General features: G+C 50.0%; 23 protein-coding genes, 1 tRNA gene and 2 pseudogenes. 14 read left to right on the top strand and 12 right to left on the bottom strand.

The window, feature by feature from the left end:
• Positions 1-291: 291 nt before the first annotated feature.
• The 6 genes from Q0117_RS10505 (at position 292) to Q0117_RS10480 (ending at position 5537) form a co-directional block, all read left to right on the top strand.
• The gene (locus tag Q0117_RS10505; RefSeq protein ID WP_297926784.1) at positions 292-1053 is read left to right on the top strand and encodes a thiazole synthase; all 762 of its coding nucleotides are present in this window, start codon (positions 292-294) and stop codon (positions 1051-1053) included.
• Positions 1054-1301: 248 nt separating this feature from the next.
• Positions 1302-2435 (top strand): 2-iminoacetate synthase ThiH, encoded by a 1134-nt coding sequence (thiH, locus tag Q0117_RS10500; RefSeq protein ID WP_297926782.1) that lies wholly within the window; start codon positions 1302-1304, stop codon positions 2433-2435.
• Positions 2428-3144: a hypothetical protein gene (locus Q0117_RS10495; protein WP_297926779.1), complete on the top strand. Its 717-nt coding sequence runs from the start codon at positions 2428-2430 to the stop codon at positions 3142-3144. Before thiH ends, Q0117_RS10495 begins: the two co-directional genes overlap by 8 nt.
• Positions 3138-4340: a thiamine phosphate synthase gene (locus tag Q0117_RS10490; RefSeq protein ID WP_297926777.1), complete on the top strand. Its 1203-nt coding sequence runs from the start codon at positions 3138-3140 to the stop codon at positions 4338-4340. The genes Q0117_RS10495 and Q0117_RS10490 overlap by 7 nt, the downstream gene beginning before the upstream one ends.
• A gap of 179 nt (positions 4341-4519) precedes the next feature.
• Positions 4520-4687, top strand: a complete 168-nt coding sequence (locus Q0117_RS10485) for a hypothetical protein (protein ID WP_297926774.1) — start codon at positions 4520-4522, stop codon at positions 4685-4687.
• On the top strand, positions 4680-5537 hold the full coding sequence (locus Q0117_RS10480; protein ID WP_297926771.1) for a hypothetical protein: 858 nt from the start codon (positions 4680-4682) through the stop codon (positions 5535-5537). The genes Q0117_RS10485 and Q0117_RS10480 overlap by 8 nt, the downstream gene beginning before the upstream one ends.
• A gap of 28 nt (positions 5538-5565) precedes the next feature.
• Here the strand turns inward: Q0117_RS10480 and Q0117_RS10475 are convergent, their stop codons facing one another.
• Positions 5566-6375: a DUF3108 domain-containing protein gene (locus tag Q0117_RS10475; RefSeq protein ID WP_297926768.1), complete on the bottom strand. Its 810-nt coding sequence runs from the start codon at positions 6373-6375 to the stop codon at positions 5566-5568.
• Between the two features lie 295 nt (positions 6376-6670).
• On the opposite strand from Q0117_RS10475, the gene Q0117_RS10470 reads away from it, so the two are divergent.
• Positions 6671-6868, top strand: a complete 198-nt coding sequence (locus tag Q0117_RS10470) for a hypothetical protein (protein ID WP_297926765.1) — start codon at positions 6671-6673, stop codon at positions 6866-6868.
• Between the two features lie 102 nt (positions 6869-6970).
• Here Q0117_RS10470 and Q0117_RS10465 read toward each other — a convergent pair.
• From Q0117_RS10465 to Q0117_RS10705, 5 genes and pseudogenes are all read right to left on the bottom strand, one after another.
• A pseudogene (locus Q0117_RS10465) lies at positions 6971-7225 on the bottom strand (helix-hairpin-helix domain-containing protein).
• 628 nt (positions 7226-7853) lie between these two features.
• Positions 7854-8540 (bottom strand): orotidine-5'-phosphate decarboxylase, encoded by a 687-nt coding sequence (gene pyrF / locus Q0117_RS10460; RefSeq protein WP_297926762.1) that lies wholly within the window; start codon positions 8538-8540, stop codon positions 7854-7856.
• 683 nt (positions 8541-9223) lie between these two features.
• A pseudogene (gene nusB / locus Q0117_RS10455) lies at positions 9224-9598 on the bottom strand (transcription antitermination factor NusB); the annotation flags it as partial.
• 1 nt (position 9599) lies between these two features.
• Positions 9600-10070: a 6,7-dimethyl-8-ribityllumazine synthase gene (gene ribH / locus Q0117_RS10450; RefSeq protein ID WP_295152917.1), complete on the bottom strand. Its 471-nt coding sequence runs from the start codon at positions 10068-10070 to the stop codon at positions 9600-9602.
• 53 nt (positions 10071-10123) lie between these two features.
• A complete protein-coding gene (locus tag Q0117_RS10705) occupies positions 10124-10234 on the bottom strand; it encodes a hypothetical protein (RefSeq protein WP_366807804.1) in 111 nt (36 codons plus the stop codon).
• A 348-nt stretch (positions 10235-10582) separates the two neighbouring features.
• Here Q0117_RS10705 and sodB point away from each other — a divergent pair, with 348 nt between their 5' ends.
• The gene (gene sodB, locus Q0117_RS10440; RefSeq protein ID WP_297926756.1) at positions 10583-11206 is read left to right on the top strand and encodes a superoxide dismutase [Fe]; all 624 of its coding nucleotides are present in this window, start codon (positions 10583-10585) and stop codon (positions 11204-11206) included.
• A gap of 245 nt (positions 11207-11451) precedes the next feature.
• Here sodB and Q0117_RS10435 read toward each other — a convergent pair whose 3' ends face one another.
• The 5 genes from Q0117_RS10435 to serS form a co-directional block, all read right to left on the bottom strand.
• Positions 11452-12033, bottom strand: a complete 582-nt coding sequence (locus Q0117_RS10435; RefSeq protein ID WP_297926753.1) for a LysE family translocator — start codon at positions 12031-12033, stop codon at positions 11452-11454.
• Positions 12034-12481: 448 nt separating this feature from the next.
• On the bottom strand, positions 12482-13849 hold the full coding sequence (locus Q0117_RS10430) for a sodium-dependent transporter (protein ID WP_297926750.1): 1368 nt from the start codon (positions 13847-13849) through the stop codon (positions 12482-12484).
• A 9-nt stretch (positions 13850-13858) separates the two neighbouring features.
• Complete coding sequence (gene rsfS / locus Q0117_RS10425) at positions 13859-15169, bottom strand: ribosome silencing factor (protein WP_297926747.1); 1311 nt, start codon at positions 15167-15169, stop codon at positions 13859-13861.
• Positions 15166-15807, bottom strand: coding sequence for a hypothetical protein (locus Q0117_RS10420; protein ID WP_297926744.1), 642 nt, complete (start codon positions 15805-15807; stop codon positions 15166-15168). The genes rsfS and Q0117_RS10420 overlap by 4 nt, the downstream gene beginning before the upstream one ends.
• A 7-nt stretch (positions 15808-15814) precedes the next feature.
• Complete coding sequence (gene serS, locus Q0117_RS10415) at positions 15815-17065, bottom strand: serine--tRNA ligase (RefSeq protein WP_297926740.1); 1251 nt, start codon at positions 17063-17065, stop codon at positions 15815-15817.
• A gap of 140 nt (positions 17066-17205) precedes the next feature.
• Between serS and Q0117_RS10410 the strand changes: the two genes are divergently transcribed.
• From Q0117_RS10410 to Q0117_RS10385, 6 genes are read left to right on the top strand one after another with little or no spacing between them, the layout of a single operon-like run.
• Entirely contained in the window at positions 17206-17955 is a 750-nt protein-coding gene (locus Q0117_RS10410) for a DUF4198 domain-containing protein (protein ID WP_297926737.1), read from the top strand.
• Between the two features lie 12 nt (positions 17956-17967).
• Positions 17968-18747, top strand: a complete 780-nt coding sequence (locus Q0117_RS10405; RefSeq protein WP_297926734.1) for a hypothetical protein — start codon at positions 17968-17970, stop codon at positions 18745-18747.
• Positions 18737-19336, top strand: coding sequence for a cobalt transporter CbiM (gene cbiM / locus Q0117_RS10400; RefSeq protein WP_297926731.1), 600 nt, complete (start codon positions 18737-18739; stop codon positions 19334-19336). Before Q0117_RS10405 ends, cbiM begins: the two co-directional genes overlap by 11 nt.
• Positions 19333-19974, top strand: coding sequence for a hypothetical protein (locus tag Q0117_RS10395; protein WP_297926728.1), 642 nt, complete (start codon positions 19333-19335; stop codon positions 19972-19974). Before cbiM ends, Q0117_RS10395 begins: the two co-directional genes overlap by 4 nt.
• Complete coding sequence (locus Q0117_RS10390; RefSeq protein ID WP_297926725.1) at positions 19971-20618, top strand: energy-coupling factor transporter transmembrane component T; 648 nt, start codon at positions 19971-19973, stop codon at positions 20616-20618. The genes Q0117_RS10395 and Q0117_RS10390 overlap by 4 nt, the downstream gene beginning before the upstream one ends.
• A complete protein-coding gene (locus Q0117_RS10385) occupies positions 20615-21391 on the top strand; it encodes an ABC transporter ATP-binding protein (protein WP_297926722.1) in 777 nt (258 codons plus the stop codon). The genes Q0117_RS10390 and Q0117_RS10385 overlap by 4 nt, the downstream gene beginning before the upstream one ends.
• A 55-nt stretch (positions 21392-21446) precedes the next feature.
• Here Q0117_RS10385 and Q0117_RS10380 read toward each other — a convergent pair.
• A tRNA-Glu gene (locus Q0117_RS10380) sits at positions 21447-21523 on the bottom strand.
• Positions 21524-21814 lie beyond the last annotated feature (291 nt).

Here is a 21814-nt window from a genome sequence, read left to right as displayed (position 1 = left end):
AAAATTTATTCGGCGCGAGCGAGCTGCTTTTGAACGTAGGATTTAAAATTCCGCGCAGCGAAGCGAGCCGCAGTCTGCGCGTGAAATTTTAAAATTTTGTGTCGTGGCGTAAAATTTGACGAGAAATTTTAAAGCTTGGACGCGGCGTCGTGCGGCGCATTAAAATAGAGATAGAAGCAAGGCGCACAATCTGTGCCGCAATTTCGCGCTGTGTATAATGCGCCGCGCAAGCGCTGATATTGCGCTATCTGCGCCGTATGTGAAAACAAAATTTAAACTAAAGAGGATAGAATGGACGATAAACTGATCTTAGGCGGCAAGGAGTTTAGATCGCGCCTGATAATGGGCTCTGGCAAGTTCGATCACGCGATGATCGACGCCTGCGTGCGGCACGCGGGCTGCGAGATCGTCACGCTTGCGCTGCGCCGCGTGAACGAAAGCAAGAGCCGCAATATCTTGGATTTCATCCCTCGCGGCGTCACGCTGCTGCCGAATACTAGCGGCGCGCGAAACGCCGCCGAGGCGCTGCGGATCGCACGGCTAGCGCGTGAGCTGGGCTGCGGCGACTTTGTAAAGATCGAGATCATAGGCGACAGCAAATACCTTCTGCCCGACAACGCCGAGACGATCAAGGCCTGCGAGGCCCTGGCGCGCGAGGATTTCGTGCCGCTTGCCTACATGCACGCCGATCTGTGCGTCGCGCGCGATCTAGTAAGCGCAGGGGCTGCCGCCGTGATGCCTCTGGCCGCGCCGATCGGCTCCAACCGCGGGCTGATGATGCGCGGAATGATCGAAATTTTACTAGACGAAATCGACGTGCCGATCATCGTAGATGCGGGGCTCGGCGCGCCTAGCGAGGCCTGCGAGGCGATGCAGATGGGCTGCGCTGCGGTGATGGTAAATACGGCGATCGCCACGAGTGGGGATCTGGCGCTGATGGCGCGGGCGTTTGCTCTGGGCGTGCAGGCGGGGCGCGATGCCTATCTGGCGGGGCTCGGCGCCGTTTGTAAAACGGCCTGCGCAAGCTCGCCGTTAACGGGATTTTTGAGGTAGCGATTAAAATTTTAAACGCGCTTGGTTGCGCGAGCCGTGTTTTTTTGCGCCGAATTTGCCTCTCTTGGGTTTGTACGGATTATATATCGCGCAAGCTCGACATAGCGGCCGATAGACATGGCGTGGAATTTTAAAATTTCGCACGGCACGGCGCAAATATGAAATTTTAAAATTTGCGCCGCATAAATTTACACGCAAAAACGTGCCGCGTGGAATTTAAATGAAAATTTAAAAGGAAAATTTTAAAGATGATGGGAACCGGCTATCTAGCGGGCATGGAGGATATCGGAAGCGAGATAATGCAGAGCACGCTCGCTCTGCGCGAGGGCTTTTGCGAGGAGGCGAGCGAGGCTGACGTGCAAAAGGCGATCGGCGCGAAAAACAGAAGTCTGCGCGATTTCGCCGCGCTACTAAGCGTGCGTGCGGGCGAGCATTTGGAGCAGATCGCGCAGGTCGCAGCGCGCGAAAAGGCGGCGCATTTCGGTAGCAACGTTGCCGTTTTCACGCCGATTTACATCTCCAATTACTGTGACAATCTCTGTGTTTACTGCGGCTTTAACTGCAAAAACAAAATCGCGCGCGCAAGGCTCGATGAGGCGCAGCTAAAGGCGGAGTTTGAAGCGATCGCGGCGAGCGGATTGGAGGAAATTTTAATCCTCACGGGCGAGAGCGAGAAAAACAGCCCCGTGCGATACATCGGGCGCGCCTGTGAGCTCGCGCGGCAGTATTTTAAGGTAATCGGCGTCGAAATTTATCCGCTAAACTCCGCCGATTACGCCTATTTGCATGCTTGCGGCGTCGATTTCGTCACCGTTTTTCAAGAAACCTACGATCCCGCGCGCTACGCACAGCTGCATCTTGCGGGCAACAAGCGCGTTTTTGCGTATCGCTTCGCAGCCCAAGAGCGCGCGATTAGAGGCGGTATGCGCGGCGTGGGCTTTGCGGCGCTTTTGGGGCTCGGGGACTTCCGCCGCGATGCCTTTGCCACGGGCGTGCACGCGTGGCTGCTTCAGCGCAAGTACCCGCGCGCCGAGATCTCCTTTTCGGTGCCGCGTCTGCGCCCGATCATCAACAACGACAAAATAAATCCGAAGGACGTCGGTGAGCGCGAGCTGCTGCAGGTGATGTGCGCGTATCGGCTGCTGCTGCCAAGTGCGCAGATCACGATCTCCACGCGCGAGAGGGCGGGCTTCCGCGACAACGCGATCAGGATCGCGGCGAGTAAAATTTCGGCGGGCGTGAGCGTGGGTATCGGCGGGCACAGCGAGCAGAGGGGCGACGAGCAGTTCGAGATCAGCGACGCGCGTAGCGTAAGCGAGGTCTGCGAGGCGATCCGCGACGGCGGGCTGCAGCCGCTGATGAGCGAGTATATCTATGTGTGAGGCGCGAAATTTTGCTGCGTGTGCGGATGAAATTTGCGGCGCAGGACGCGAGATTTGTAGTGCCGACCTCGAAGGCGGATTTTGCGCTGCTCGGCGCGGAAATAAAATTTGTAGCGTAAAATACTACGCCGAATTTTACAGCACCGCACGCCGCAATAAAATTTATGGCGCTATGACGGATGATAAAATTTTAGGTACCGCGTTAGCACGCTCAGGAAATTTTGGGCTTCAAAATGCGTGCGTAAATTTAAGACCCAGGAGGACGCGCGCGGATTTAAAATTTAAAGGCAGCACAAATTCCGAACCTACAGGCGGCGTAAATTTTGAATTTAAAAACGGCGTGAGCTTAAGGTTTTTATGCGGCGGCAACGCAAGGTCAATAAAATCTAATGGTTCGGCAGATGCTTTGAACTCTAGCGGCGCGAACAAAATTTTAGCCTCTGTCTGGACGGGCAGAATTTTAAGCTCCGGCATCTCGGCTGTGGATTTAGTTTTCGATGCGGCGGCGAAGAATTTTATCTCTAGCGGTGCTGCGAGAATTTTAAGCTCTAGCGCGGAGATAGGGATTTTGGCTTCAAGCCTGGCGAATGAGATTTTAAACCTTAGCGCTGCGGGCGAAATTTTAAAATCAAACGCTGCGAGTAAAACTTTAAACCTCGGTGCGGTGTCGCGCACGGATATTGAGTTTAAAGGGGCGGGCGGATGCTAGATTTTGAGCTTGCTTCGCGCATTACGATCATCACAAATCGCGCGCTCTGCGGCGGCGAGGCGGCGTTGCTCTCGCGTATGGCGGATTTTGCCGCGGCGGGCGTAGGCGAGATCGTCTTGCGCGAAAAGGATTTAGACGAGGATGCCTACGCGGCGCTGTTTGGTAAAATTTTACGTGCCTGTAAAAGCGGGTTTTGCGCGGATAAGGCTTTTGCAAACGTGATTTTTGCAGATGAAGCTTGCACTGCTAAATTTGGCGAAATCCAAGCTCTTGAGGGCGAATTAGACGCGAGCGCGGCCTACGCGGATAAAATTTTGCTCTGCGAGCGCGATGCAGACGAAGTTTTGCCAAAAAAGCTCCATTTGGGCGGCGGCAAGAGCGAGCTTTGCGTGGATATGGCCCGCAAGCACGGTACCGCTACGGATGAAACACGGCATAAAAATTCCGCTTGTGTTTTAGATGAAATTTCGTCCGAAAATTTTATCGGCGCTGCAAATCGCGTGGATGATAGCGAGCTGGGCGAAATTTCGCTTCGCAGCGCCGTATGCGGAACAAAACTAGCGGCAGAAGGCGTACGGGGCGTAGAAAATGCGGAAAGTATGCAGGGTGCGCAAAGTACAGAAAATGCGAATGATGTGCATAGTGCAAAAAATGCGGGGAGCTCATGGAACGCGCAGTGTATAGAAAACTCGGAAAGTATAGAGGGCGTAGAAAATTCACAGAGCGTGAAAGAGGCGGAAAACTCGCAGAATGCAAGGCGCCAGCCTGCGATCTTTGTGCATAATTTTGCAGATTTTGCGCTGAGCGCGGGAGTGAGAAATTTATGGCTGCCGCTCGGGGTTTTGCGGAGCTTCAGCGCGGCGCGCGGCGCGGAGTTTTTGAGCGCAAATTTCAAAAAACTGGTCGCTTCCTGTCACAGCGAAGCGGAGGCGCGCGAGGCGCTGGAGCTGGGCGCGAGCGCGATCTGCCTGAGCCATATCTTCGCGACCGATTGCAAGGCGGGGCTCGCGCCGAAGGGGCTAAATTTGATCCGCACCGTGCGTAGGTTTTACGACGGCGAAATTTACGCACTGGGCGGCATAACGCCGCGCAATTTCGCCTCGGTCCTACGCGCGGGAGCCGATAGGATCGCCGTTATGAGCTCGGCGATGACGGCGCGGGACGCGAGCGATTTCATAAGAAAATTTAAGAAATGAATCGATCCGAAAATGTGGTCCGTTTCTTTTGCCGTGCTTTGCCGCCATCATTGCGCTGCATGCGGCGCAATGCAAAACACATCTTTTAATAAAATCAAAAACGCGCGAAACGGGCGCGATTTATTGCGATTTAAGCCCGAAGTTATAAAATACGAGCGATTTAAGCTTAAGGATATTTTTTGGATAAAGTGCTGCTTGAGGAATTTAAAAAGCCTCTAAACGAAGGGCGCCAAAACTTAAAGCAAAGGCTGCGAAAAGGCGCTAGCGCCGATATCTTTGACGATGCGGATCTAAGCGATGCAACGGGATCGCAGCTCATTAAATTTAAACGATACAAATTTGAGTAGCAAAAGCTTTAAAAATGCGAATTTTAATCAAACATACCCCAAATTGCAAGCCAATTATCTTTGCGCCGCAAATTTCCGAGATAGAAATTTAAACGACATGAATTTAAACTCAAAAAACGAGGTAAAATTTCAAAATTTAAACCCGGGCGGTATTTCATCGCGAGGTGTTAAAACTCGTGATTACGACAAAGAGCCGTTAGTCATCAAAGATTATATAACGATCGTATATATTATAACTATAGCGGTATTGCTTTGTTTTGCCATGTTTATAAATTTAGTATTTAATATCCCCTACGATAGAAAAGTTGCAAATATTTTACTTACTGTACCTTTAGTTGCCAGAGTCCTTAAGGGTTTTTCGCAGCATTACGGAAGAAAATTTATATTTTTAAACTCAAGCATAAAATGTATAAAATCAGGCGAGCAGCTCGTAATGAAATTTGATGAGATTTTATATTTCAAAAAGACTTTCGCATTTTTTTATGAAAGCGAAACACATAAATATACGGAAACGGAAAGAATCGCAGGAAAAACCTGTCTTACTATATACGTAATCGCTTATATTTATGGCGCGATATTTGATGACTCTATGATAGTCTTTATAATGTTATTTTGCTGTATGGGAGCGGTTGTATTCATTTTTACACCGCAAATGATTTTTCATCTATTTAAGGGCGGCTTATTTTCATGTAGGTTTGTCGATGCTTTAATTATAGACGCGCTTTACAACAAATTTTTTATATTTATATCCACTAATAAAGAATATAACGAGCTTAAAAAATATATGAAATTAAAATTTAATAAAGACCTAGACGCGCCAAATTATCTTTTAAGAGTTAAAAATTTTTAACTCAGGCATTTTTCGAATTTACGAAGTCTCATTCCACGAGCCGCGCGCGGATGTCGCCGAAGAGCAGCACGTCCTTCAAAACGGCGCGATCGGCGTAACCGCGCTCGTTTAGGCTCAGGTGCAGCTCGCCTCGGCTGCTCGAAAATATCGGCTGGTTGATGAAAACTACGTAGATCGCCGCAGCCTGCTTATCCGCGCCATGCTCGCCCGGTTTCGCGCTTGCCGCTGTGCCGGAGCCCGCATCCGCATCGCTAGGCGGCGCGACGCCGAGCTCGCTCGCGATATTTGCGGCGGCGCTTCCGCGCGGCCTTTCGATGTCGATCCTTCCGTCAGCGCCTTTTGCGCCCGCGGCTCGGACGAAAAATTTATCGCCCGAGTGTGGGATTTTAGAGAAATTGAAAAACAAACTCAGCAGGTCGTTCGTCGCAAAATAGGGCAAAATTTCATCGCTTACGAGCTGTAGCTCGCCGCCCGTGCCCTTGAACTTTTGAAATTTTATCGTTTTGCGCGCGTAGTCGAAGGCGTAGGTTTTGCGCTCGTTTTTCGTCGTTTTGCCCTTTTTGCGCGAGACCTCGTGGACGTAGAGATCGGGCATCAAAAGCCCCGCCACAATGCGCCCCTTTGAGCGGAAGCTCTCGCGCCTTTGCCCGCTTAGGCTACCCGCGACGCCCTGCGCAACGGCATCCATGACGATCTCGTAGCGATCGCCCTGCCGCACGAGCTGCGTATTTGCGCTGCCGACCGCGCCGAAAACGCCGAACGAAATCTCATATTTCGCGCTGATCGTCTCGCCCAAAAGCGCGCTCGCGCACAAAATCAAAATAGCAAAAAATTTCATCCTTACCGTCCTTTCGCTTTGCGGCGCCCCATCTACGATGCCCGTAAATTTATGCTCTTTGCGCCGCTTTATCGCATTGTGCTCGCAAAGCTCGCGCGAGAATCTGCGTCGCGTCTGTAAAATTTAAGCCTAAAAGCAAAACTCGCGCCGCCTATTTCATTTTCTCCATAGCGTGATTATTAAATATCAGCTGCCGCTCCTTACCGTCGTGAAAGGCCGCGCCGTGCGTGCCCGCCTAGAGATGCTGACTGCAGCCTCTTTTATATTTACGACGCATATACGGCTCGGCGCGCGCTTGCCAGAAATCGGAGCGATTTTATATTTCGTGCAGGCCGCTTCATCGCAAAGCGCGCCTGTGAATAAATCAAAATTTCATATTGCGGCTATGTTTGTACTTTGCACTAGCCGCTACGTCGCGCCTATAAAATTTACGCTCTTTGCGCCGCACATAAAACTCGCGCTTAAAATTTACGCCGTTCGTTGCGCTTGCTAGCTTGTACTTCCGCGAGGCGCCGTTTCGTGCCGCAAATACAGCCGCGTCGGTCGTTAGCAAATCCGTTTAAATTTATAAACGGCGCGGGTCAAATTTGTAATTTTAATCCTTCCAAAGCCACCATTTCAGCTTGGCTTTGTCGGGACGAGGCGTATTTGCGTAGTAGCAAACCATGCGGTAAACATAGAGAATGCACCTGTCGCTGCCACGCCCGAGCGCCTTTGTGCGCTCATACATCTCATCTGGATCCGCGCCCTTTAATGAAGCGATATCCTAGTAGCCCAGCGCCAGCAGATCAGCCTCGGTCGCCTCGCCGACATATGGGATTTTCTTAAAATCGCTTGCGCCTTTACTCAAATTTTACTCCAATCTTTATTTAGATTTCGCTCGACTCGCCATTTGGATAAAATTTTAAAACCCCTTGAGAGTGCAGAATTTCAAAATTTCACTCGTGTGAGGCAAATTTTAAAATTTTATCCACGCGGTGCGAAAAATTTTTAAAATTTTATCTTGCCGCCGGGTCGCCGCTGCGCTTATGCGCGCCGCTTTTTAGTGCTAAAGCGCCCGCCGCCGCGCTCATTGTCGGAAATTTTATCCGCAAGCTAGCAGGGAGCTTGGGCGCGGCAAAGTTTAAACGTTTTAAATCCCCAACAGAGTAAATTTACGCTTCCACTTTGCGCCAAATGCAAAAATTTGATGCGTTTGTTTCAAACTCCAACGGGTAAATTTGAACCGGTTGTAGTCGAAAGCGCTATACTTTACCGCGAGTTTCAAATTCCAACAGAGCAAATTTTACATGCTAACCATACGGCGGCTATCGACAAAGCTCCTACGTTTCAAAAACCCCAACGGATTTTGTAAAAAGATGACGACGACGCTTCGACGTCGTCCGAGCCGCCTTTGTGCGGTAATTTAATTAAAATTTCTTGCTCGCTAAAACCATGCTTAAAATTATTTTGCGTCAAATTTTACGCAGGCTCGGGTGCTAAATTTGACCCAAAATCCGCTCGCAAATTTCGCACGGGTTTTGTACCTGATAGATCGGGCGACCGACTACGATAAAATCAGCCCCTGCCTCGCGCGCTACGCTCAGATCCGCCACCCGCTTTTGATCCCCCACGCTCTCACCAAATGGCCGCACGCCAGGGCAGAGCGTGATAAAATTTGCGCTCGTTGCGTCCTTTATCAGGCGGCTCTCGTAAGCAGAGCAGACCATGCCGTCAAGCCCCGCTTCGTAGCTCATCACGCTAAATTTGCGCACGGCGTCGCTTAAATTTTGCTCGTAAACCGCGCTAAATTCTGCCTGATCAAAGCTCGTTAGCGCAGAGACTGCAAGTACCAGCGGACGCGAAGCTAGCCTATCTAGTCGCTCCATCACCGTCGCCATTGCGCGCTTGCCGCTGCTTGCGTGCACATTTATCATATCTACGCCAAGCTTAGCGATCTCCTCGGCGGCATCTGCCATCGTGTTTGGGATATCGTAAAGCTTTAGATCAAGGAAAATTTTAAAATTTCCAATCTTTTTTAGCTCCTCCACAAAGCCCGCCCCGTCGCGCAAATAGGCTCGCAAGCCCACTTTTAGCCAAATTTTATCCGCAAAGTCCGCAAGTCCCTCCGCTAGCTGCAAACACTGCTGCTTCGAGCCCAGATCAAGCGCAACGCAGAGCTTCACCGTTTATCCTTGCTGCGTACCGCGCCTTTGCTGCCCGCAGGTCTTTTCGAGAGCGCGCCTTTGCTGCCCGCAGGTCTTTTTGAGATGGCGCCTCTGCCGCCAGCAGATTTTTTCGGCGCGATAGAGCTTTTGCGCCCAGCGCTACTTTTAGGCGCAGTATTTTTACTCGCAGCGCTATTTTTCGGTACCGTGTTTTTGCCGAATTTGAAATTTCTATCAGCGCCCTCTTTTTTCGGCGCGGCGTCTTTGCTTTGTTCGCCTGCCTTAAAATTTTTACCTCGCTCGCCAGCTTTGAAATTTTTGCCCGTTTTCTCCGTCTTAAATTTATCTCCGGTCTTGAAATTTCTCTCCGTTTTAAATTTTTTGCTCGCGGTGGATTCGGATTTTTTTGCGGACGCGCTGCGAGTTTTCAAATTAGCGGGCTTTTTAGACGGTCTGCTTCTTCTCGCCGTAGAATTTTTCGGCGTGCCGCTCCTCTTTGTCTTAGTAAAATTTTTTGTCTCGCCGTCCGCGCCTGCGGGGATGAAATTTTTCGCCGTATCGTCGCTGTCCGAAACAGCGGAATTTTTCGCCGCAGCGGGCTTGAAATTTTCGCTTGTCGCCGTGGATAGCTCGGAATTTACGCCTGCCGCCGTATTCGGCTTGGAAATTTTATCCGCCGCGATATTTACGGGGCTATCTTTTAGCGCATCCAGCACGCCGTTAATAAATCTTGGCGAGATGCCAAGCTCCTTGGCGGAGTTGATCGCTTCGTTGATGACGATGCCCGCGTCGGTGTCCGTAAAGCGCAGCTCATACGCCCCGAGCCGCAGTATCGAGCGCTCCAGAGCCGAAATTTCGGCGAGCTTGAATTCCTTTAAATTTTCATCTATCAGCGCATCGACTGCGGCGAGATTTTCGCTAGCGCCGCGCAGAAGCGCCAGCGTCCAGTTGCGCTGCTCGTTGCGAATGCGCTTTTCTTCCAGATACTCGTCCGCAAAGTCCTCGCCGCCGCCGTTCATATCCCGGGAGTAAAGCAGTGAGATCGCAGCGAGCCTGGCTTGGTGTCTGGTGGCCATTTTACGCCTTTATGTTGCGAAATAGACTTAGAAGCTCGATCGCGCCGCTCATCGCCTCAAAGCCCTTGTTGCCGGCCTTTGAGCCTGCTCGCTCGATCGCTTGCTCGATATTATCGGTAGTTAGTACGCCGAAAGTCACGGGCGCGCCGTATTTTAGCATAGTGTTTGCGATACCCTTGCTTACCTCGGCGCTTACGTAGTCAAAATGCGGAGTAGAGCCGCGGATCACCGCGCCTAGGCAGACGACGGCGTCGTAGAGCTTGGAGCTTAGCGCCTTTTCAAGCGCGAGCGGGATCTCAAAAGCGCCCGGCACCAGCATCAGGCTTAAATTTTCCTCCTTGCCGCCGTGGCGCAAAAACGCATCGTGCGCCCCCTCGACTAGGCGATCGGTGATGATGTGGTTGAAGCGGGCGTTGATGATTAGAATTTTTTCGCTGCCCTTAAGAGCAAGCGAGCCTTCGATGATTTTCATGGTTTTCCTTTGCGTTAAATTTAGCGCTAAGCTTAGCTAAATTCGCCAAAATTCTAAATTAATTTCAGCATCACGGCGCTTGAAATTATGAGAAATAAGAGGGGTGCTTTGCGCGCAGAAATTTTCTCGCGGTGGATGAATACGCCCAGCATCACGGCGCCGATCGTGCCGAGCCCCGTGTATAGGACGTATGCGAGCGCAACGCTAATGTATTTAAAGGCAAGCTAAACATAAAAAGCTCTCAACCGCGCAGATGACGGTAAGTAGCCGCTCGTGCGCACTAGCAGCGCGTTTGAGCCCTACGCCCGGTCGCACTCAAAAGCTCCGATGAGGACAGAAGTAAAGCCTTTGGTGTTCATAAACCGCCTAAATTTTAAATTTGAAACGCGATTATAGTAGGAGTGAGCTTAGATTGAAATTCGTCTTAAAATTAATCCTAAATAATAAATTTTATTATTCGTTTAGAAATTTTAGGCTATAATCGCTTCAAAATTCATTTCAAGGAGAGAAAGATGTTTAAACTTAGAGAGTTGCCGTTCGATGCGGCGCACAACGGGGTCGTAAGCAAGCAAACCTGTGATTATCACCACGGCAAGCACCACGCGACCTATGTGGCAAATTTAAATAAACTTACCGAATCGGGCGAGTTTGCAGGCAAGGGGCTTTACGAGATCGTAACGGCTGCTAGCGGCGGGCTTTTTAATAATGCCGCGCAGGTTTACAACCACGATTTTTACTGGGATTGCATCGCAAAGCCTAGCGAGCCGTCTGCGGAGCTAAAATCGGCGCTGGCGGAAAATTTCGCAGATTTTAAAAGCGAGTTTTTGGCTGCTGCTACGGCGCATTTTGGCTCGGGCTGGGTGTGGCTCGCTTATGATCCGAAATCGGGCAAGCTTTGCATCAAAGCGACCCAAAATGCCGCTACGCCGGTGACCGAAGGGCTCGTGCCGCTTCTAGTCGTGGACGTTTGGGAGCACGCGTATTACATCGACGAGTACAATGCGCGCCCGAAATATCTGGAGAAATTCTATGCAGGCATCAACTGGGAGTTTGTCTCAAGCGCCTACGAATGGGCTAAAAAAGAGGGTCTCGGCTCTGTGAAATTTTACATCGACGAGCTTCACGGCAGAGATTAAATTTTAAAATTTAAACGGATGCGGCGCGGCGATGCTACACAATGCCAAAACCGCCTAAACGCGCCGCCGGTTCGCTACGGACGATAATTGCCGCGTCGTTTAGCGTACGCGGTCGATCGCTTAAAATTTTAATTCAAAGCTAGCGGCTAAATTTCGGGATTTTTCTTGGAATTTAGCCGAAGCAATATTTCTTTTCAATTTAATAAAATTCTATCAAAGCTCGGACGCTAAATTTAATCAAAATTTTAGCCCAAAATCATCCACAGCCCGATCGCGCACATCAGCACCGAGCAGAAAATTTCGAGGTATTTCAGGTGGGTTTTCAGCAGATTTTTTAGCACCGCTCCGCCCAGCGCGTAGATGCTAAGGCAGATGCTTTCGCTTACGCACAGCGTAGCGACGAGGGCGAAGGTGCGCGTGCCGAAAAGGTTGTCCGCATCCAAAAACGGCGGAAAGAGCGCGGTAAAAAATATCCACGCCTTGGGGTTTGAGACCGCGACTACGAGCCCTTGCAGGAAGATATTTTCGCTGCGCTTCTGTTTTTGCAGCTTAAAATTTCCGCGCGCCAAAAAGGTCGCGACACCCAGATAGAAAATATACGCGCCGCCTAAAATTTTAATCGCGCTAAGCGCCGCAGAGTGCGCAAGCAAAATACCCGCGACGCCGAATATGCACGCAAGCGCCACGGTCGCGACACCCAGCACCTGCGCCAGCAGCGCAGGCAGCGCTCTAAGATAGCCGCGCGCGATGCCGAGATTTAGCGCGTAAGTCATGTTGATGCCCGGCATCAGCGATATCGGAAAGATCGTAAGAAAAAACAGAAGCATTGCAAACCCCTAAATTGCGGCTAAATTTTAAAATTTATCGCGCCCTTGTCGCGGAAATTTTAAAGTGCGGCGGCAAATGAAATTTTAAAATTTAGCCGCGTACTTTTGCGCTTGTGATCACGCTTGCACGGCGCGTGTAGATAAAATTTAAAATTCCGCCGCCCGCTTCGCTATACGCGCCCAGGCTTTTTATGGGGCGGGAAGGGGCCTCGGTTGCGAGGTCGCACTTCTCGCAGAGACGGCGCTGCTCGCCCCAAACCCCACCTAACCCCCGACGACGCTTTACAAGGGGCAGGCTACGCCTGCGCTAAATTTATATTATAGCTGCAGCGCACTACACCGCGTAAAAACTCACGCCGCAGCGTATGTAACACAGCGAATGAAAATTTAAAATTCCGCCGCACCGCCGCGGGCAAATTTAAAATTTAAAACTCTCGCGGCTTTAAATTTAGCCGAAAATCCCGTATCCGAAGATCACCGCGATGATAAGCGGCAGGATAAATTTTACGTACAAAAACCAAACTCTCGCGAGCCTTGCGCTCAGATCGCCTTCGTTGGTGAGCTCGTAGATCGCGTCCTTTTTCAGCACCCAGCCCACGTAGATGCAGCACAGCAGCGCCGTTAGCACGAAAAATACGTTCGCGCTTACGAAGTCGAAGGCGTCAAAAACCGAGCGCCCTAGAATTTTGACGTCCGCAAGCACGCTGCTTGAGAGTATGCAGGGTAGGTTGCCGAGCACGAAGACGCCGCCGAGCGTTAAATTTACCGCCTTTAGTGTTGAAAAGCCAAAGCGCTCCTCGACGAAATTTATGATGACCTGATAGATCGTGATCGACGTCGTAAGCGCGGCGATGAGCAAAATCGAGAGAAATACCACCGCGACAGCGTTGCCGAAGGGCATGTGCGAAAACGCGATCGGCAGGCTCTTAAAAACTAACGACGAGCCGCTGCTCGGCTCAAGCCCCGCGCTAAAGAGCGACGGAAAGATCATAAAGCCCGCAAGCACGGCGATGAGGGTGTTTACGACTGCGGTGATGGTGGCTGTTTGCATCAGCTTCTCGTCTTTGTTGAGGAAGCTAGACAGCGTGATCATCACGCCGAATCCGAGCGAGAGCGCGAAAAAGACCTGACCCAAAACGTCGATCAAAAGCTTGGGCGTAATCTTGGCAAAATCGACGCTGAGATAAAATTTCACGCCTTCCTTTGCGCCTTCTAGCGTTAAATTTGTAAGAATTACGGCGATGAAGCACAAAAATAGCGCGGGCATTAGAAATTTTACGAATTTTTCGATCCCTTCGATGATGCCGTTTTTCAAAATATACCAGTTGATCGCTATGAAAACGAGCGTGTAAGCTCCGACGCCGAGCGGGCTATTTTCGATATGCTCTGCGTAGAATTTTTGCGTAAATGCGGGGTCTGTGATCCGCGCGGAGAGGTCGAAGTTGCCGCTTACGATGTTTACGATATAGGTTAGCACCCAGCCGCCGAGGACCATATAATAGGCTAAAATTCCAAACGCGCCGATTACGCCCATGATGCCTACGATTTTCCATGCGGGCTTTATGCGCGAGCCGTCCTTTTTAGGCGCCGTGAAGGCATCGACGCAGTTTCTTAGCGCGCGGCGTCCGATGACGTTTTCTACCAAGATCATCGGGATTCCAAGCACGATCATCGCGATGCAAAATATGAGCACGTAGGCGCCGCCACCATTTTCGCCGACTAAATACGGAAACCTCCACGTGCAGCCAAAGCCGATCGTGGCGCCTGCAACGGTTAAAATATATGTGAGCTTGCTGCTCCAGGTCTGTCTCGGCACGCTCCCTCCTTAAAATTGCTCTTTTTTGAGCTTGTCGAGGAAGTCCTCGATATTGTATTTGGCGCGGTAAGTCTCGCTGATGAGATGGACTATGATGTCGCCGAGATCGACGACGCTCCACTCATCGCCGCTTTCGATAGCCAAAAACTCCTCCCCAAGCGGCTTGAGCACGCTTTTTAGCTCCTCGATGAGCGAGGCGGCGTGGCGGGCGGTCAGCATAGTGGCGATAACTACGAATTTCGCGATGTATTCGCGCCCCTCCATATCGATGATCTGGACGTCTTCGGCTTTCTTTTCGTTTAAAATTTCGGCGATCTTTTCTGCCCTTTGCTTTGGATCTTGCATATCTTTCCTTTTATAAAATTTTATGACCTCTGCTGCGATCTTGGGCGGGATTTCGCCTTTGAAATCTCGCCTAAAACCGCTTGAGCTCGCATCTACGGCAATCTCGATCCGCTTTAGGCTCGCCCACTGCCGCGGGATCTCGTAGCCGGGCCTCGTAAGCACTACAAACTCCACTAATTTCTGCAGCTCGCTAAAATCGCGCCATTTATGAAGCTCGGCTAGGTTGTCGGCACCCACGACGATGTAGAGCTTTGGGGTTGTATTTGAGCCGTTTGCATCGCTTGCGTCATCCATGTCATCCATGTCATTTATGTCATTTACGCTAGCCACGAAATTTGCGTCACCTGTATCAACCATGCAATTCGCATTACCGCTTGAAATTTCGCTTGCGTTTGAAATTTTACTCATGACAGCGCTCGGAATTTTGCTTGCAACGGCATTTGAAATTTTGCCTGTGACGGCGTTTGAAATTTCATTTCGGGCAGCGCCTGGAATTTTAACGGCGTCTGAAATTTCGTTCCGGGCGGCGTTCTGAATTTTGCTCGCGCTTGAAATTTTATCTCCTACGGAGTTTGAAATTTCGCTCATGACGGCGCCGGGCGCTCTGCTTGAGGCGGAACTTGAAATTTTATCCGCGCTTCGGGTCTCGCTTGCCGCGGCTGCCGTCTCCGCCGCGATTTTGCCGTTTCCGCCATGTTTTTCGAGCAGAAATTTCACGCTTTGTATCGTGGGTACCGGCACGCTTTGCGAAATTTCATAATCGCTCACCTCCACGTGCGGGGTGTCGCTCCATAGCGCGCGGCACCATCTAAGCCGTAGCCGCGGCGGCGCCGAAAAGCTCTTTTTAAACGGGTTTAGAAACGACGGCATTATGACCAGCAAATCGGGCTTTAGGCTTGATAAAATTGCCTTTACCGCGGCGTCGTGTCCTGCGTGCGGCGGATCGAAACTGCCGCCGAAAAGTGCGATTTTCACGCGCTTACTCCGCACCGTTTCGCGCCGTAAAATTTCTCGCTCTTCGCCGTAAATTCCGCGGCATAAAATTTTGCGCGGCGCGATCTTGCTTTATGAAATTTCACGTCGCAAAATCTCGTTTCGCCAAATTTTATTTCAAAAAATCCCGCGTTTTGCGGCGCGGCGCAAAGGCTAGGACTGCGTCGCAGCCCTTTTGCGGCGATAAATTTAAAAAGCGCGCCGCCGCGGAATTTTACCCCGCCAAATTTCACTTCGCCAAATTTCATTTTAAGCTCTGAATTTGGCGTCTGGAGCTTTATCTCGTGAAATTTCGTGCCGTATAATTCTGCAGCGCGAGTTAAAAAATCCGTCTCGCGCAATCTAGCTTTATAAAATTTAACGCCGCGTGCCCTAAATTTTGATTTGCAGAATTCCATGCCGCGAAAGTTCGCTCCTAAAAATTCTGTTCCGCAGGTCGCAAATTTTACGCCATGAAATTTCTCGTCGCGAAATTTAAAACCTCCAAGTGCGGCATCGTGCGCCTTAGGCTCTGCGCCGTAAGGATAAAATTTAACGTCATGTTCCTTAAATTTCGACTCGCAAAATCCAGCGGCTGCGAAGCGGGCGTTAGAATTTGGGTTTTTCCAAAGCTTTCGCACGGGCCGCCTACATATATTTTTCTAAAACGCGCGGGATTTCGATGCTACCGTCCTTGCGCTGGTAGTTTTCCATCACCGCGATCAGCGTGCGACCGACCGCGAGCGAGGAGCCGTTTAGCGTGTGAACGAGGCTATTTTTCTTGCCGTCTTTGAAGCGGATCTTGGCTCTGCGCGCCTGAAAATCGCGACAGTTGCTGATTGAGCTGATCTCTCGGTATTGGTTCTGCCCCGGCAGCCAAACCTCCAAATCCACGGTCTTTGCGGCGCTAAAGCCAAGATCGCCGCTGCAAAGCAGCATGTGTCTGTGCGGAAGGCCAAGGCTAGCTAGCAGATCGCTCGCGCATGAAATCATCTCTTCAAGCATCTTTGCGCTATCCTCTGGGCGCGTGATGGCGACGAGCTCAACCTTTTCGAACTGATGCTGGCGGATCATGCCGCGCGTATCGCGCCCCGCTGAGCCCGCTTCCTTGCGAAAGCAGTGGCTGTAGCTGGTGAGCTTGATCGGCAGCTCCTCGCTGCGTAAAATTTCATCGTTAAAGAGATTTGTCGCCGTAACCTCGCTCGTAGGGATGAGGTAGAGGTTTTGCTCCTCGTCGTCAACGCGGTAGAGGTCGTCTTTAAATTTAGGCAGCTGGCCCGTGCCGTAGAGGATCTGATCGCGCACCAAAAACGGCATATTTACGAGCTCGAAGCCGCGCGAGTTATTAAATTCGATCATGTAATTGATGAGAGCCATATTCAGCTTTGCGCCCAGCCCGCGGATCGCGGTGAAGCGGCTGCCGCCGAGCTTGACGCCGCGCTCGAAATCAAGCCATCCCAGCGCCTCGCCGAGCTCAAAGTGCTGCTTGGGCGCGAAGTCGAACGTGCGCGGATCAAGCACCTTTTTGATACAGACGTTTTCGTTCTCGTCCGCGCCGATCGGCACGTCGTCGTCGATGATATTCGGCACGCACGCGGCGATCGCTTCTAAGCTTTGCTCACGCTCATTTACGAGCTCGCTTAGGCCTTGGATCTTTTGCTTGTTTTCCTCAAGCTGCGATTTTAGCGCGCCTACGTCCTTGCCTTCACGCGCGGCGAGACCGAGCTCCTTACTCTTTGTATTTTGTACGGCTTGAAGGTTCTCTAGCTCCGTCTTTTTAGATTTTAGCTCGTTGTAGGCATCTAGTAGCGTTTGCAGGGTTTGCGACGGGACTTTTTTGGCGATAAGTTTTTTATTAAATTCGTCGAAATTCGTCTCGATAAGTTTTAAATTTATCATTTTCTGCCTCTTTTTGGTAATTTAAATTGCGACATTTTAACTAAAGTTTGCTTTAAATACTCAAAATAAACCCACATTTAAGCAATACGGATGAAAAAAAGTGATACAATTCCGTAATATTTTATTATGAAAGGTATTACATGAAGGCAAAATTTGCTTTTTTAGGAATTTTCGCGGCGAGCCTTGCGTTCGCGCATTTTGGCATTCTTACGACGGATAAAAATGTCGTAGAGGATCAAAAAGATGCTACTTTAAAGCTAAATTTGGAATTCTCCCATCCGTTTTTACAGGAGTCTATGAATCTACAAAAGCCCGCAGAATTCGGCGTTTTTATTGATGGTGAGAAAAAATCGCTCCTAGGTAGCCTAAAAGAGCAGAAAAAGGGCGTAAATTCCTATTTCGCGGCGGAATTTAAAGCTGACAAGCCATCGCTTTTGGCGTTTTATTTCGATCCGAAACCCTATGCCGAGCCGGCTGAGCGCAAGATGATCCGCCATATCACCAAAACCTACGTCGATGCTTACGGCGCGGGCGAAGGCTGGGATAAGCCGCTCGGGCTAGAGGCGGAGATCGTGCCGCTAGTACGGCCTTATGCGCTGTATGCGGGCGAGATATTTAGCGGAGTTTTTTTACTGCACGGAAGGCCCGTTCCGGGCGCGGATGTGGAGATCGAGCTATATAACGATAAGGGTTACAAAGCCCCTAGCGAGGCGCATGTCACGCAGGTCGTTAAAACCAACGGCGCGGGCGAGTTTAGCTTCGTGATGCCGGTTGCCGGCTGGTGGGGCTTTGCGGCTCTTAGCGAGGAGGAAGCCGCCAAAGGAAGCGAGCAGCCCGTAAATGAGCTGGGAGCCGTGCTTTGGATCAAGGCAGACGAGCTGAAAAAATAGCGGAGCGGCTCGGTGAGATCTCTTTTTTCGGGCGAAATTTGCGCCGCCGCGGATAAATTTAAATTTACGCTTTGGCGGGGCTTTAAAATTTTATTTTTGCGCGTTTTACTTTTGGGCGTAGAATTTTCAGCGAATTCTGCGGCTAAAATTTTACGGGGCAGAATTTTGTCGTTTCGCACCTGCGCGCAGTCTGCGTCTCGGGGTTTGGTTAAAACTTTACGGAGCAAAATTTCGCCGAGTAAAATTTTAAGTAACGTAGCTCTGCTGCGTAAAATTTTGCTTGGTAGAAATCCGCTCTTAGTAGCTTCAAGCCGTAGAATTTCACATCCGTGGATTTATGAGCGTAAAATACCCGCGTGCAAAATTTCGTTTTTTGGAATTTTTAAAACCCCGACTTTTAAAATTTCGCAAGCTCTGTTTTACTGCGCGAGCGTCGCACCAAGATCGCTCGGAGCCTCAAATTTTGCGTCGCGAAATCCATTTGCCGCTCCTGCAAATGTAGCAAACGAAAATTTTTGCGCCGTGCGAGCCGTAAAATTTATCAAATTTACCGGTTCCGCAAGCGGTTTCGAGACCGCTCCGAGTCTTGCGCTGACAGCCGCCGCAGATAGGACGCAAGCCGCGAGTTTTACAGCCGCAAATTTTGCCGCGATTAAAGCCGTAAAAACAAGACCTGTAGCAATCAAGGCAATTATCGCAAAGGTCGAAAAGCTATTAAATTTAACCACTTCGCGTGTTTTTGCGCATCTAAAAAATGGGAGCGATTTAAAGGAGGCGAGCCATGCACATTAGCGAAGGAGTTTTGAGCGCGCCCGTGCTGCTCGCAGGCTGGGCGGTTACGGCGCCTGCGGTAGCGGCGATTTTATGGCGCGTAAGGCAGTCTGAAATCCCTAGGATCGCATGTTTTAGCGCGCTGTTTTTCGTCGCCTCTTTCGTGCACCTGCCTGTGGGCGTCAGCTCCATGCACCTGATGCTAAGCGGGCTCGTGGGCGCGTTTTTGGGCTCGCGCGCGATCTTGGCGATTTTTGTCGCGCTATTTTTACAAGGGGTATTTTTCGGCTTCGGAGGGCTTAGCGTGCTCGGTGTAAATACCGCAGTCATCGGCTTTCCGGCGGTTTTGGGCGGGCTCTTTGCCGCCGCCGCAAAAGCGCAAGAGCTAAAAGTGCGCATGCAAAAAATTTATCTATTTTTGGCGGGTTTCGTGCCGATCGTCTGCTCGATGCTGCTTCTTGATCTCGTGCTTTTCATCAGCGGGCGGGAGTTTTTTGCTATCGCGACGCTCATCTCGCTTGAAGGCGCAATCTTAGCTGTTTTGGAAGGGATCATCACTCTTTTTGCGCTTAGCTTTATTACGAAATTTTACGGCGGACAGAGGCGATGAGAGCACTATTTTTCTTAACGGTTTTGAGCTCCTTCGCATTTTCGCATGCGCTTCATCTTTTTGCGACTCAAGAGGGCGATAAGGTGGAGATTTATAGCTATTTTTATAAAAATTCTCCCTGCATGGAGTGCGAAGTTTTAATCAGTGTGGACGGGCGCGAAATTTTGCGCACTAGGACCGATAAAGAGGGACTTGCGAGCATACGAATACCCGCTAAAAATTTTACTATTCAAATTTACGGAGGTGCAGGGCATGGTGCGCAGATGGAATTTAGCGCCGAGGACTTTACGCCGCAGGATTCCGGTGATCCTGAAAATTCCACGCCGCAAAATTCTGACGTTTCTGAAAATCCTGTGCCGCAAAATTTGAACGCCGCTAAAAATTCCGCGTCCGAAGGCAGCGCGTCCGAAAATATCGCGCCGAAAGCTAGTACGCCTGAAAATAAAATTTCAAGCACTTCCGAGCCTTTGGAAAATTCCGCCTCGCAAAGTATCTTGCCAAAAGAAAGCCCTAAGAGTGATATTAGGAGCCTGGCGTTTCAAAGCCAGTCTGCCGAGGCGCCTAAAATCGCGCTTTGTTTGGCCTTGATTTTCGGCTTTTTTGGCTTAATGTGGCTAGCGAAAAGAGCGCGCAAATGAGCCCTGCCGTATCACTGCTCGCGTTTTTCATCTTCAGCTTTGGCGTCGGACTTAGCGGGCAGCTTTACGCGGCGTTTTTTGCCCCGCCGCTACTTCTTTTTACGCTTAAAATTTCGATTGCGCGCGCGGTCTGCACAAGGCTTGCGGTATTAAATATCTTTGCGATTTTAAGCGCATTAAGCCCCGCCATAGTCGGTAACTACGAGCTTGCAGGCGTGATATTTTTGCGCGCGAATTTGATAATGGCATTTGCGATTTTGCTATTTTACGGCAAGGACGAATATTTTTTCGCACGCGGATTTTACGGGCTCGGGCTCGGCGAAACGCTAAGCGCTTTGGTGTATTGCTGCGGGCGATTCGTAAATTTTTTACGCTCGGATCTAGCGAGACTGCAAGCACTTTTGCGGATGCGCGGATTTGTAGGGACGAGCGGAATTTTTACCTATAAAATTTATGCAAATTTAGTTGGGATTTTAGTGATTTCGGCGCTTGAGCAAGCAAGAAATTTAAGCTTGGTGATGAGTGCGCGAGGGTTTTGCGGTAGGCTATTTTACGAACGTCGCGAGGGTTTGAGCGTCTCGGAGATCTCGTTTTTGGCGTTCGTGCTGGCGTGCGTATCTGTTAAAATCGGAGCTATCTTATGAGCTGCTCGCTTAAGGCGCTGGGTTTAAGCGCTAAAAACGGCGAGCGAGAAATTTTTCGCGGCGTAAATTTGAGTGTAGGGCATAAGGAAAAAGTAGCGATCTTGGGCGCGAACGGGCAGGGCAAGACGAGCCTGCTTCAAATTTTAGGCGGCCTAAGGCAATGGGGCGAGGGTGAGATCGAGCTTTTCGGTGAGAAGCTTGAGTGCGCGGAGGATTTTGTAAAATTTCGCCACGAGATCGGGTTTTTATTTCAAAACAGCGACGATCAATTTTTGTGCGCGGGCGTGTTTGAGGATGTCGCATTTAGCCTGCGTGCGCAAAATGAGCGGCTAAAACGAGCACAAAATGCGGAGCAAAGGCGTGGAATTTTTTCTAAATTTTTTAGCCGTAAGGCGCAAATTTTAAGGCAGGGCAGCGAAAACGACCATCTAAAAAAGCTTGAAATTTTAAGCGAAGAGCAGATCGAGCGCAAGGCGCTAGAGACGCTGCGACGCTTGGGAATCGAACATCTGCGCGAGCGAGTGCCCTTTCATCTAAGCGGTGGCGAGAAAAAGCTAGTGGCGCTTGCGGGCGCGCTGGTGTGCGAGCCTAGGATACTGCTACTGGACGAGCCTACGACGGCGCTTGATGAGGCGATGCAGGAGCGTGTGGCGGGGATTTTGGCGGGGCTTGACGTAAGCGAGATCATCGTCTCGCACGATAAAAGCTTCATCGATAAAATCGCAGATAAAATCTATTATTTGAAATCAGATGGGCTGTATGAAAGTCCATGATAAAATCATAGATAAATTTATCGTTTAAAATCAAGAGGCTTGTATAAGTCCATAATGGCGACCCTTGCGGGATTTGAACCACGCGTTTTCGCACTGAGAATGCAACGTCCTGAGCCACTAGACGAAAAGGTCAAGAAGCCGCATTATAGCGACAAAAACAAAATTTTAGATAAAATACTAAATGTGGTGTCTTAATATGACGATAAGTTTTTTTAGAATTTTAAAGAACGACACATTGTTTATCGGGCTACGTTATTTAGATTAAAATTTAAAGGTGCGATGGATGTAATTTTAATTTTAGTCAATCGCACTTATTTTTGAGATAAATTTAGGACGTAAGATTTTATAATCTATCTGAATTTATATACAAGGTGAAGCCTAGCCTATCTTTTCCATCGCCTTGTTTTTAAACGCTACGGGATT

The sequence above is a fragment of the uncultured Campylobacter sp. genome (assembly GCF_937997535.1).
Taxonomy (GTDB): Bacteria; Campylobacterota; Campylobacteria; order Campylobacterales; family Campylobacteraceae; genus Campylobacter_B.
The sequence above is the reverse complement of the archived record's forward strand: the minus strand, read 5'-3'. Positions and strand labels throughout refer to the sequence as shown.

Excerpts from the sequence above, each read along its gene's own strand:
- Q0117_RS10505 (WP_297926784.1), top strand. The coding sequence starts at position 292 with ATGGACGATAAACTGATCTTAGGCGGCAAGGAGTTTAGATCGCGCCTG.
- thiH (WP_297926782.1), top strand. The coding sequence starts at position 1,302 with ATGATGGGAACCGGCTATCTAGCGGGCATGGAGGATATCGGAAGCGAG.
- Q0117_RS10495 (WP_297926779.1), top strand. The coding sequence starts at position 2,428 with ATGTGTGAGGCGCGAAATTTTGCTGCGTGTGCGGATGAAATTTGCGGC.
- Q0117_RS10490 (WP_297926777.1), top strand. The coding sequence starts at position 3,138 with ATGCTAGATTTTGAGCTTGCTTCGCGCATTACGATCATCACAAATCGC.
- Q0117_RS10475 (WP_297926768.1), bottom strand. The coding sequence starts at position 6,375 with ATGAAATTTTTTGCTATTTTGATTTTGTGCGCGAGCGCGCTTTTGGGC.
- ribH (WP_295152917.1), bottom strand. The coding sequence starts at position 10,070 with ATGAAAATCATCGAAGGCTCGCTTGCTCTTAAGGGCAGCGAAAAAATT.
- sodB (WP_297926756.1), top strand. The coding sequence starts at position 10,583 with ATGTTTAAACTTAGAGAGTTGCCGTTCGATGCGGCGCACAACGGGGTC.
- Q0117_RS10435 (WP_297926753.1), bottom strand. The coding sequence starts at position 12,033 with ATGCTTCTGTTTTTTCTTACGATCTTTCCGATATCGCTGATGCCGGGC.
- serS (WP_297926740.1), bottom strand. The coding sequence starts at position 17,065 with ATGATAAATTTAAAACTTATCGAGACGAATTTCGACGAATTTAATAAA.
- Q0117_RS10410 (WP_297926737.1), top strand. The coding sequence starts at position 17,206 with ATGAAGGCAAAATTTGCTTTTTTAGGAATTTTCGCGGCGAGCCTTGCG.
- cbiM (WP_297926731.1), top strand. The coding sequence starts at position 18,737 with ATGCACATTAGCGAAGGAGTTTTGAGCGCGCCCGTGCTGCTCGCAGGC.
- Q0117_RS10395 (WP_297926728.1), top strand. The coding sequence starts at position 19,333 with ATGAGAGCACTATTTTTCTTAACGGTTTTGAGCTCCTTCGCATTTTCG.
- Q0117_RS10390 (WP_297926725.1), top strand. The coding sequence starts at position 19,971 with ATGAGCCCTGCCGTATCACTGCTCGCGTTTTTCATCTTCAGCTTTGGC.
- Q0117_RS10385 (WP_297926722.1), top strand. The coding sequence starts at position 20,615 with ATGAGCTGCTCGCTTAAGGCGCTGGGTTTAAGCGCTAAAAACGGCGAG.